This is a genomic window from Wolbachia endosymbiont of Oedothorax gibbosus (assembly GCF_936270435.1).
In the GTDB taxonomy this organism is placed as follows: Bacteria; Pseudomonadota; Alphaproteobacteria; order Rickettsiales; family Anaplasmataceae; genus Wolbachia.
On the sequence record NZ_OW370567.1, the window covers coordinates 373,161 to 385,241 of the forward strand.

At 36.1% G+C, this 12,081-nt stretch carries 7 protein-coding genes and 2 pseudogenes; 6 read left to right on the forward strand and 3 right to left on the reverse strand.

The genetic code is table 11. From position 1 onward, the window contains the following. Positions 1-80: 80 nt before the first annotated feature. On the reverse strand, positions 81-1,319 hold the full coding sequence (locus NBW39_RS01890; protein ID WP_250295731.1) for an IS256 family transposase: 1,239 nt from the start codon (positions 1,317-1,319) through the stop codon (positions 81-83). Positions 1,320-1,540: 221 nt separating this feature from the next. On the opposite strand from NBW39_RS01890, the pseudogene NBW39_RS08860 reads away from it, so the two are divergent. Together NBW39_RS08860 and NBW39_RS01895 are read left to right on the forward strand one after the other, a co-directional pair. After that, positions 1,541-1,655 (forward strand): annotated as a pseudogene (locus NBW39_RS08860) (transposase); the annotation flags it as partial. Positions 1,656-2,338: 683 nt separating this feature from the next. After that, positions 2,339-3,775, forward strand: a complete 1,437-nt coding sequence (locus tag NBW39_RS01895; RefSeq protein ID WP_256466316.1) for a DnaJ domain-containing protein — start codon at positions 2,339-2,341, stop codon at positions 3,773-3,775. A gap of 25 nt (positions 3,776-3,800) precedes the next feature. Here NBW39_RS01895 and NBW39_RS01900 read toward each other — a convergent pair. Then, a protein-coding gene (locus NBW39_RS01900; RefSeq protein ID WP_250294642.1) for an IS630 family transposase occupies positions 3,801-4,660 on the reverse strand; the annotation gives its coding sequence in 2 pieces (ribosomal slippage) (positions 3,801-4,336 and positions 4,336-4,660; 861 coding nt in all). 48 nt (positions 4,661-4,708) lie between these two features. On the opposite strand from NBW39_RS01900, the gene NBW39_RS01905 reads away from it, so the two are divergent. The 3 genes from NBW39_RS01905 to NBW39_RS01915 all read left to right on the forward strand — a co-directional run bounded on the left by NBW39_RS01905 (position 4,709) and on the right by NBW39_RS01915 (position 8,408). After that, entirely contained in the window at positions 4,709-5,500 is a 792-nt protein-coding gene (locus tag NBW39_RS01905; RefSeq protein WP_250295461.1) for a TomO hydrophobic C-terminal domain-containing protein, read from the forward strand. 87 nt (positions 5,501-5,587) lie between these two features. After that, the gene (gene topA, locus NBW39_RS01910; RefSeq protein ID WP_250295462.1) at positions 5,588-8,038 is read left to right on the forward strand and encodes a type I DNA topoisomerase; all 2,451 of its coding nucleotides are present in this window, start codon (positions 5,588-5,590) and stop codon (positions 8,036-8,038) included. A 55-nt stretch (positions 8,039-8,093) separates the two neighbouring features. Then, positions 8,094-8,408 carry a hypothetical protein gene (locus NBW39_RS01915; protein ID WP_250295463.1) on the forward strand — a complete coding sequence of 105 codons (315 nt, stop codon included), beginning with the start codon at positions 8,094-8,096 and terminating at the stop codon, positions 8,406-8,408. 100 nt (positions 8,409-8,508) lie between these two features. On the opposite strand, the pseudogene NBW39_RS01920 reads toward NBW39_RS01915, so the two are convergent. Continuing rightward, positions 8,509-9,560: pseudogene (locus NBW39_RS01920) on the reverse strand (IS481 family transposase). 626 nt (positions 9,561-10,186) lie between these two features. On the opposite strand from NBW39_RS01920, the gene NBW39_RS01925 reads away from it, so the two are divergent. After that, positions 10,187-11,980: a reverse transcriptase/maturase family protein gene (locus NBW39_RS01925; RefSeq protein ID WP_250294750.1), complete on the forward strand. Its 1,794-nt coding sequence runs from the start codon at positions 10,187-10,189 to the stop codon at positions 11,978-11,980. Positions 11,981-12,081: the final 101 nt, after the last annotated feature.

Below are 12,081 nucleotides of genomic sequence, written 5' to 3' on the forward strand. Positions count from 1 at the left end.
AAATATCGCCCAACCATTTAAACTTGTTTGTTACATTTATTTTTTTGGGAATGTTCAAAAAAGTGTGTCAAACCGCATTTTTAATTCAACTCAATTTTCAATCTACCAGGAAAGAAAATATCAAGTTGAGATATAGTTAAAGCCCAATTAGGTATAGCCATAATCCAATTTTGCTCTGCCTTTTTTATAGCACAATATACCTGTTTGTACAAGGCATTTGTACTAGTAAATGAGCCCTTAGTTTTAGTGAATTTTCTAATCTGTCTATGCAACCCCTCAATAGGATTGGTGGTATAAATCAGCTTTCTAACTGGCCCAGAATACTTAAAATAACCAGATAAATTTTCCCAATTATTTTGCCACGATTTTATAACCAAAGGATATTTTTCACCCCATTTTTCTTCCAGCTCAAGCAAATAATTCTCAGCGATTTCTTTACTTGAAGCACGATATATTTTCTTCAAATCGTTCATGAAAACTTTCACATCTTTGCTGGATACATATTTCAATGAATTCCTTATCTGATGCACTATACATAGCTGTACTTCTGCTTTAGGAAACACACTATTTATTGCTGCAGGAAAACTTTTTAGACCATCGACGCAGGCAATCAGAATATCCTCTACTCCTCTCTCTTTTAGGTCATTTAATACCCCTAACCAGAAGTTGGCTCCCTCACTTTCGGCTAAATAAAAGCCTAGTACCTCTTTTCTGCCATTTTGATCTACGCCTAATATATTATACATGCATTTACTTACGCAATGCCCGTCCTCCTTAACTTTGAAAAACATGCCATCCATGAACACTATTGGGTACACAGACTGCAATGGGCGACTACGCCATTCGTTGATTACCGGTAGCAATTTGTCGGTAATACTTGATATCTCTGCCGCCGATATTTTGTGATCATAAATTTCCTCAACGTGTGACGCTATATCTCTATAACTCATACCACTGGCAAATGTGCTCAAGATCTTCGTTTCAAGCTCTGGATGTAAGTTTGTTTGCCTTTTTTTGACTATTTGCGGCTCAAAACTTCCTTCTCTATCCCTTGGCGTCAAAAGTTCAAATGAACCGGCACTTGTCCTTAAAGTCTTTCCATTTCTCCCATTTCTTCGATTATTTTCTTCGCTTTCAGCCAACAAGTGATTTTCTATTTCACCTTCCAAACTTGCCTCCAGCAGCTTTTTTATCAATGGTGTTAATACTCCGTCCCTTCCCGTCAGCGGCCTTCCTTCTCGTATAGACGACAGGATATTTGTTTCTAATTCTTTATAATCTACCAATCCAGTAGTTTTATTTGCTATTCTTTGATTCATATGTGAAACCTCCATTTTTTTTATATCAATTTATTACTTTTTTTTCGGTTTGACACACTTTTTTGAACATTCCCATTTTTTTGGAAATTTTGATCTAAAATAAGATAATTCTTTTAGAAGAGTCTATAAATTACTAGCTTTATTACTTAATATCTAAAATAATTTTTACTACTTTTCTTTTTCCTTATGCTACTTTTCCTTAACTTGACGCGTATGGTATAACACCTATAGCAACATGTCATAGGAAACGAATCTCAAAAAACAAAGTTTTTTCCGGAATTGCTGAAATAGACTCATGGTTGGTTTTATGGTTTCAAATTACATATGGTAATCAATAGACTTTTTGCATAGCTTTTGGCAGCGCATTGAGAAACGAAAAACTTCCTTGACATCCTCCGTCAGCTCCCGTATCATAATACTGAAGCTAATTATTTATCTTCAGTCTGTGCAGATAAAATGACAAAAAACTCGATATACTTGGCGTATCATGTTTAATTTTTTGCACTATGTGCACTTTATGTCTTTATAAAACTTTCGGGTTTTTACCAACATAAGCTAAAATGCGCTTATTAAAGCATTTAAGACAACAAAAAACGCCAATTAAAAAAATAGATAGTGAATAACTGGCTAGCAGGGTTTCTTTTGCCTTTTTTCTGCTTAGTAAATTTCTTAATGTTTACAATTTTGTTATAAAAGTAGCTAAATTGGAGCGTTGAGAGTAAAAAACGCCAATTTATAAAGTTAATATAGATAATTAGCCAACCATGGGGCTTCTTTTGTCTTTTTTTTCATTTGGTAAATTTCTTAAATGTTTATGGCTAAACGACAACCGTCATCCCGCTACATGTTAGCGGCTGAGATACCGCGGCGGTATGACGTAGGAGCTTATAGTATATAGAAATTCCGGTATTGTCTACATCTCTACTTTTTCTGGGTGAGTTCACTTGATTTTTATGTCATATGATGCTAATATATATTATTTGTAAGTTGGAGTATATATGGCTAGGAACTACTATTAAATACTAGAAGTAAATAAAGATGCTACTCTGGAAGAAATAAACAAAGCTTATAAAAAATTAGCACTGAAATATCATCCTGATAAACTCCCACCTAAAAAAAAAGAAAGATATCAAGAATTGTCAGAAAAGCGACATAGTGGTGGTATTTTATCTGAGTCCGAATCGAAAGAAATGCAAGATCTTGTAATGCCATTTCTAGAGGTTCAAAAGGCATATGAAGTGCTACCTAACAAGAAAAAAAGAAAAAAATATGATAAAAATGGGGATGAAGAGAAAAATACAGCAAAATCTGATGATTTATTTGCAGATTATATAAGGAAGCAACCATACGACTTTTTGTACCAATCAATTCTTGCAGGTAATCTAGAATCTGTACGCACAGTAGTAGAAAAGTTCAGTGTCGATATTAATATTAAATATGATTACATATATATTGGTATTACTCCGATTAATTATGCAATCAAAGAAGATCATGAGCAAATTGTTGATTATTTGATTAACAAAGGAGCAAAAGTATCTCTTATTGACGCTTTACGTCTTGCTATCAAATTAAATTCTTATAAAACCGCGGGCTTGCTGTTAGGGAAGTTAGATGTGAACGATATTAATGTGCAAGATAGTGACGGGAACACGACTTTTCATTATTTCTTTAAGTATTTTAATAACCCTAATTCTGATGATTTTGTTTTAAAAAGGACATCATTTAACTTTGATGCTTTTAATTTTGGTCAACCTTCCTCTAAGAAGTCTTCTTCCAAAAATAGTAGTAACCCTAATGTTCAGAAAGATACACAAGATAATAACATCAGTTATAATACAAATCCTCATAAAGATATGATTAAGCTTTTTGATCAATTACAGTCCAAAATGAACTCAAAGGAATTTAGGGAAGGTTGTGCAAGAGAGAGTGTAATCATATCCCTTAAGAATGCTATTTCCCTTTTTCACTCACTGGTAGATAAAGGTGTATGTTACAATATTCCAAATAGTGAACGCATAACACCGCTTGATCTGTGTGTTGACCAACTTGTAGATAATCATAGAAAAGTGAGTTCATGGGATGATTCCATTTTTTATCACGATTATGTGGAAACAGAAAAAGCATACTATTCAATGATAAATATTTTTGTTGAAAAAGGAATTACGGGATTAAAGGATGGAAACGGTACTCCTATATCACACAAGATTGTAGAGCATAATATTTATCCACACGTCGAAAATAAAGCAAACATTGACTTAATGGAAGAGGATAGCGGTGGCAAAAACGCATTAGTTAAAGGATGTTGTGATGTTTCTACTATAGAATCTTTAATTGAAAATGGAGTAGATCTAAATACTCCTGATTCTTTAGGGCAAACCTTGCTGCATTACGTTGTTTCAGAATATTGCAACAGCGTTGAGGAGGTAGGTTACAGTTTTCAGCTTGAAAAAGTATAGCACTTCTCATAATAATCCGAACAGATCATAGAAAGGCAGAATCAACAGCATGACGAAAAGACTTGAATAGAGGAATGTTTTTCCTGACTCTGTTTTTTATAGCAAACCAATGATGTTCAATTTTGTTAAAATCTGGAGAATACGGTGGCAGATACAAAATTTCTGCACCAATCCCTTTAGCAAGCTTAATGATCTTATCAGACTTATGAAAAGTAGCATTGTCAAGAATGACAGTTTGTCCAGGTTCCAAGGTCGGTATCAAAAATTGCTCAAACCATCCATTAAAAATATCCATATTACAGTGGCCTTCAAAGGTTAATGGAGCAACTATTTTTCTTTCACTTAAAGCTGCAATCATACTGATTCGTTGAGTTTTCTTCCCAGATTTTAGGGCATAAAACCGCTGTCCCTTCTGACAATATCCATAGGGGTAGTCTTCAGTGTTGTCAATGCCAGACTCATCTATATACACTAAGTTTTTAGGTTCTTTTGTTGCTATAATTTTCAAGAATTTAGCACGTTTTTCTTCGCTTCTTTCCTTGTACCCATAGGTCTTTTTTTGCGTGTAAATCCAATTTTTTTCAGGGCTCGGTGGATAGTTTGGATACTAACGTTGCTCCAAAGTTTAGCCATTTCCAATAGAGTCTTTCCTCCGTTTTCTCTGGCAAATTTAGCAAAGGCATCCCAGTCGGTAATTTTGTGATTGTAACCTCCATTTCCAAGTTTTTTTGATTGAAAGTCACCTGTTTCTTTTCTTCTTTGCTGCCACTCCCACAAAGTAGTTCGTCCAATTTTAAATCTTGCTGCCACTGTTTCTCTGCTTTCTCCCTCGTCTAGAGCTTCCATTGCTTTTTTCCTTAAGTCATAACTATATGCTGCTGGCATACCTACCTTCACTACTACAAATCCTTATTTTACCTTATTTGGACTATTATGAAAAGTACTATAAATAAACGTTTTTATCCCAAATTAGAAGCATTAATAAAAGGTGGGGCAAAAATTGATGCTAAGGACAATAATGACAAGTCCCCAATAGACCTATTGGTAGAAAGGGGTAAAAATATGAAGGAAGGTATTACTTGTTCTGCTGAGAAAAAATCTGCCGCTCTTAAAAATTCATTAGAAGTTTTGGGAATAAAACAAGAAGAAGAAAAAACTCCTGAACAGGAGCAGCCTGAAGTTTTGGATCAAGTAAATCAAGGCGATGATGTACTGCCAAGTAACCCAAGTAATGCTGCTCCGCAAATTGATGCTAAGGACAATAATGACAAGTCCCCAATAGACCTATTGGTAGAAAGGGGTAAAAATATGAAGGAAGGTATTACTTGTTCTGCTGAGAAAAAATCTGCCACTCTTAAAAATTCATTAGAAGTTTTGGGAATAAAACAAGAAGAAGAAAAAACTCCTGAACAGGAGCAGCCTGAAGTTTTGGATCAAGTAAATCAAGGCGATGATGTACTGCCAAGTAACCCAAGTAATGCTGCTCCGCAAAATGAAAAGAGAAGTAAGCTGTCTATTGTAGTTGCTTCTACACTGGCAATAGCTGGAGTTGCTTTAGGAATAGCTATTGCAGTTCACCTAGAAATGTTAGCAGTGGGGATAGCAGTTGGAGCTTGTTGTCTGGTTGCTGCTGCAATCGTATATTATTGTAATGAGCCTTCAAATTCACTTAAAAATAGCAGTGTCCAAGGATTTTCTGGAGAACATCTACAACCCGGTTCGTAAAATTCACAAGACCTATTAAAATATTTTTTTACATTTCATTGTATATTCCTCAACATATTATCTTTAAGTACTAAAATAATTAACAATATGGCATTATTAATAGTTGAATCGCCGGCGAAGGCAAAGACGATAGGTAAATATTTGGGTAAAGAGTTCAAAGTAGCTGCATCCTTTGGACATGTGAGGGATCTTCCAGCAAAAAACGGTTCTGTCGATCCGGATAATGATTTTGCTATAAAGTATGAGATTATTGAGAAAGCAGAGAAGTATGTAAAAGAGCTGGCAAAGCAAGCAAGTAAAACATCAGATATATATCTTGCAACAGATCCAGATAGGGAAGGGGAAGCAATAGCTTGGCATGTGATAGAGGCACTAAAGGAAAGGAAAGCAATCAATGATGAAAGTAACATTCATAGAGTAGTCTTTAACGAAATCACAAAAAGGGCAGTGCAAGAAGCTATAAAAAATCCACGTGGAATAAACATGGACTTAGTGCGCGCACAGCAAGCACGCAGAGCTTTGGATTATCTAGTTGGATTTAGCTTGTCACCGCTGCTGTGGACAAAATTGTCGGGAAGCAAATCTGCGGGGCGAGTTCAATCTGTTGCATTAAAGCTTATATGCGAACGAGAAGATGAAATCAGTAAATTTATAACACAGGAGTATTGGAGCATAAAGGCAGAAATGCAAAATAGCAAAGATGAGGCTTTTTTTGCTATGCTAAGCCACTATGACAATAAAAAGCTAGAAAAATTTGATATTAAGAATGAAGAAGAAGCAAAGAACTTAGTTAGGGAGATCGAGTCAAGGCAGTATGCTGTAAGCACAGTAGAACGCAAGCAAGTTAAGAGAAACCCGCTACCTCCATTTATTACCTCAAGTCTTCAGCAAGATGCAGTGAATAAACTGTATTTTAATGTGAAAAATGTTATGCGAGTAGCGCAAAATTTATATGAAGGTATCAATATTGGTGGTGAAACTGTAGGATTGATAACTTACATGCGTACAGATGGGTTTCATATTGCAGATGAGGCTATAAACTCAATTAGAGGGTCAATTAAGTCATTATATGGTGATAAATATTTACCGCAGTCTCCTCGTAAATATGTAAAAAAGGTCAAAAATGCTCAAGAAGCACATGAAGCAATTCGTCCAACTGATATAAGTAGAACGCCAGGTAGTATTAAGGATTACTTAACGCCAGAGCAATTTAAATTGTATGATTTGATATGGAAAAGAACCATTGCAAGTCAAATGGAATCGGCGATCCTTGATCAAGTGGTAGTCGAAATTAGTTCTACTGACCAGAAAGTAATTCTGCGAGCAAGTGGATCGAGTATATTCTTTGATGGTTTTTATAAAGTCTACCAAGATAACATGGAAGCCGAAAGTGAAGGCCTGCTGCCTGTCATGAGAGAAGGGGAAGCATGCAAGCTGATTTCAGTTGAGCCAAAACAGCACTTTACTCAACCGCCACCTCGTTATAGTGAAGCAAGTATCGTAAAAAAAATGGAAGAAATCGGTATAGGTCGCCCATCAACTTATGCAACAATTATTTCGGTATTACAAGATCGTGAGTACGTTTCATTGGATAACAAAAGATTTATTCCAAGCAGCCGCGGTAAAATCGTTACCATATTTTTAGAAACTTTTTTTCAGCGTTGTATAGAATATGATTTCACAGCACAAATGGAAGAAAAGCTTGATTTAATCTCAAATGGACATACAGATTGGAAAAAAGAATTGAGCCATTTTTGGGTGCCATTTTTTGGTCATGTAACCTCTGTCAAGCAAATGACGCATGATGAAGTTTTCAGCGGTATTAATGACTTGGTAGTCGATTGGTTTTGTTCAGAGGAAGGAAAAGAAGAAATAGGTAAGAAATGTCCTGATTGTTCCGATGGTATATTGAAATTAAACTTTGGAAAAGCTGGGGTGTTTCTTGGATGTTCTAACTATCCTGCATGCAACCATACAAAGGAAATTACAGGTAGTAACGACAATTCAGAATATCCAAAAAGTTTAGGTATAGATAATATAACAGGACAAGAGGTAGTAATTAAAAAAGGTCCTTTTGGGCTTTACCTGCAGTTTAATAATGAGTCAGAAAAGAAAAAAGCGGTTTCTATACCAAAAGATATAAATGTTAATGATATTGATCTGAGCACCGCTACTCAATTACTTTCCTTGCCGAAAGTAATTGGAGAACACCCTGAAACCGGGAAAGAAGTAAAAATAGGCCTTGGGCGATTTGGGTACTATATTTTCTATGATGGTAAATACTTTTCTCTTAAGAAAAGCTCCAAAGAGGTCTTAGACACACAATTAAATGAAGCTGTACAAATTATTGCAAACAGTCCACGCAAAGAACTAAAGTCTCTCGGGGTTAATGAAAAGGGAAAAGAAGTTTTCATCTGCAACGGTAGGTACGGATTCTATATAAAATGCGGTAAAACAAACGTTGCTTTGGGCAAAAACGCGGATATTGAAAGCATAGATTTGAAAAAGGCTTTAGAGTTGATTAAGGGTAAGAAGTAGACTTTTGTTGAAATATTATGTAGAGTTGAAATATATTTGACAATGCTTAGGGAGAATGGCAATAGAATTTAATAGATATATCCGAGGTAAAACTTTAGATTTACATGAGTTGGATAACGTAGATACAACCGAGTTATTAGGCTTTGTTAAACAAAAAACGGAAATCAAAGTGCTTGATCTTGGTAGGAACAGTATTAATAATGAATATGAAGAAGAATTACTCAAACGAGGTATTGTAATAATAGAAGATTGCAGTGAAGAAGAGTTAGCCAGTGATTTAAAAGATGATTTAAAAAATAGTTTGGGAAGTTACTTAGAAAGTGGTTTAAAAGATGATTTTGAGAATAGACCTCTTTCGAAACTAGCATAAAGCCAAAGAAGATATACAATGGTAATTTAGTGTGAAGGAGATAGATGAAATACAAAACAGCAAAAGTGTAATAGTTTAGACTTGATCTGACAGGCGTGAATTAACTGACAGAAGAATTGACAAAGTCAAAACCAAAATCAGCATCCTGTTTAATGCTATCAATATTTTTCTGATAAGCAATATGCATACTATCAAAAAAGGTTTGCATAGGATAGCAATATTTACCTGAATGCGGTCTAGATCTATTGTAAGAATGCACCCAATGGTCTACATCTAACTGAAGTTCTGCCAAAGAGGTGTAAATTTTCTTTCTAAAGATAATATTGATCTTGCATAGTTCTGTGGAACCTTTCACATATGCCATTAGTCTGTGGAGAACGAGCTTTGGTTCGAGAATGATCAATATTTTCTACCCCCAAATACAGCTGGTAAGCGTGATTTTCCGGTCTGCCACAATACTCTGTACCACGATCCGTCAAAACGCGTAGTAATGATACTTTCTGTTCATCAAAAAACGGTATTACCCTATCATTAAGAAGATCTGCACCTGTGATAGCAGTCCTTTCTGTGTAAAGCTTAGCAAAAGCAACTCTAGAATAGGTATCAACAAAGGTTTGCTGGTAAATTCTTCCAATACCTTTGATATTACCCACATAATAACTGTCTTGGCTACCCAAGTATCCTGGATGCTCTGTTTCAATTTCTCCATGGGCCTCTTTTTCTTCCTTAGCCTTCTCTAGAGCTGTTATCTGCTCTTCTGTTAAAATGCTGAGCTACTTTTGCTTCTAATGCCTTTAACCTCTTTTTGAAATTTTCAAGATTGTTTCTTTGCCACACTGATCTTATTCCACTTGCAGAGATGAGAATTCCTCTCTTCGTTTGCTGCTCTTTCTTGTCCATATGCTGGAAATTCTATTGCTATTTCAATTACTGCTTTTTCTATATCCTCCGATACTCTATTTGCATATAATGGCTTGCTTTTCGCTCTTCTCCTCCTGTTTCATACAGTTCTTTGAAGCGGTAAAATGTATCCCTTGAATATCCCATTACCTTACACGCCTGTGATACATTTCCTAATTGCTTTGCAAGTTCTAGCAATCCCAACTTTGGTTTTAGTATTTTTTCTTGTGTTGCCTGACACTCCTTTAAAATTTGTTCATATTTTTATCTTACTTTGTTTGCCTGTCAGATCAAGTCTAAACTATTACAACTGATGGCTGAATAATGGGAGCTGTGTGAGTCGAGAGGGTGCGCCGTGGCACGCATTAAGAAATACTTAGCAGAGCTAAGCGGGGTTCAGAATAAATGGCCTCGAGGTGAACAACTAACTTTAACCCGAAAGGGGAGGAGGACAAGAGCATGTATGTAAAGCGAGAGTTGTCTGAAGATGTGTAAGATAACGGCTTGCAACACCTGATCAATATGGTTAAAGCTAAACTGCTTGAATTCTAATCTTCAGGGGTGGGACTTCACATCCATGGGTATCACATTTAAAACCCCATGTCTACAGTAAGCACAGATTAAACTTTCGTTTGTGCGACATTCTGGCTGTAGAACGATAAGTAGTGAACTTATTTAAGAGGATGAATGGAAAACCTAAGTTGATCTAGAACAGTTCTTAGTGACGGAACATGGGATGACCTAAGGAACGCGAGTTCTATGGTTACGGAGTCATCGTAGTAGTCGTGGAAGTAACGAACCACCGGGGAATGTGGGAGAGCCACATACAGGGCAAAGGGTGACAGATAATTGAATGTTGAAATTGGGAGGTACGCAAGATGCGGAAAGCTGAAACAATACTTAACATTATACGTGAACGCGGACAAAGAAATCTGCCGGTTAAAAACGTATATCGCCTACTTTATCAGCGTGATCTTTACCTTCAAGCGTATGGTAAACTTTGTCGTAATAAAGGTGCTATGACAGAAGGTGTAACTGCTGAAACAGTTAATGGTATGTCTTTGGAGAAAATTGATAAAATCATAGAGGATTTACGCTATGAACGATATCGATGGATACCAGTAAAACGTATCTACATTTTAAAGAAGAGCGGTAAACGAAGGCCGTTAGGATTGCCAACATGGTCAAACAAGTTACTTCAAGAAGTAATCCGATTAATATTGGAAGCCTATTATGAGTCTAAATTTAGTGAGTGTTCACATGGATTCCGGCCAAAGCGTGGATGCCATACTGCATTAAAAGCAGTAACGCAAAAAGGCAGAGGTACAAAATGGTTTATAGAAGGGGATCTCAGAGCATGTTATGACTCAATTGATCATACCATATTGTTAAAAATACTGAGTGAAAGCTTTCAAGACAACCGTTTTATCCAACTAATCAATCGACTGCTAAAAGCAGGATATATGGAAAATTGGAAGTACAATAAGAGTCACAGTGGAGTACCACAGGGCTCTATTATTGGTCCAATTCTGAGTAACATATTACTCGATCGGTTAGATAAACATGTGGAACATACATTAATACCAGCAAATAACCGAGGTAAGCGAAGAAGGACAAACCCAAAATATTTAAGGTTAACCAAGCAAGTATCGATGATGAGAAAACAAGGGAATTGGGAGCAAGTAAGGCAACTGCGCCAATTAGTGCAGAGTATGCCATCTAAGGACTCTTGTGATCAAAATTATCGACGTCTTTGGTATGTTAGGTATGCTGATGATGTTCTGGTAGGGTTTGCAGGACCAAAAAATGAAGCTGAACAAATTAAAAATGAGATTGCTAGATTCCTCAATGAGGAGCTCAAACTTATGCTTAATGAAGATAAAACGCTTATTACACACGCATGTGATAGCAAAGCCAATTTTTTGGGTTATGAAATACACGTCTTGCATGCAGATGATAAACATGATCATCGGACACAGCGGTGTATTAACGGTAGTGTTGGCTTACGTGTACCACACCATATAAAGCAGAAAAAGTGTTCTGAATATATGCGTTGTGGAAAGCCTATACATTTACCTCAACGTACAATTGATACAGCTTACAGTATTGTTGCTCAGTATCAAACTGAATATCGAGGAATTGTACAATACTACAAAATGGCCTACAACCTTCACACACTAAGTTATCTGAAGTATGTGATGGAAGTATCATTAGTAAAGACTTTAGCATCTAAATACAAAACAACTTGCAGGAAAATTTATAGAAAATTTGGTGCGATGATTGAAAACGATGAAGGTGAAAAACGAAAAGTCATCCAAATCAGAGTAGATCGTTTACCATCAAAGATACCATTAATTACACACTTTGGTGCTGTGTCGCTAAAATGGAATAAATGGGTAAGCATAAGTGATAACCTTATACCAATATGGAATAAGCGTAGTGAAATAGAGCAAAGACTATTGGCACAAACTTGTGAATTATGTAAATCACAAGAGCAGATTGAGGTACACCATGTACGTAAACTTGCTGATCTACGAAGTAAGAGTAATGTTGAACTACCTGAATGGAAGAAAAGAATGATTGAACGACAGAGAAAAACTCTTGTTGTTTGTCATGAATGCCATAAGAAAATCCAATATGGGAAATATGATGGTGATTCCTTAAAACGTTAGATTATTGGAGAGCCACGTGATACGGAAACGGTCATGCGTGGTTCGGAGAGAGGCTGTTGGAAAAGTGCTTAATAGTAACTCGCTGGCTGCCTACTCTACCT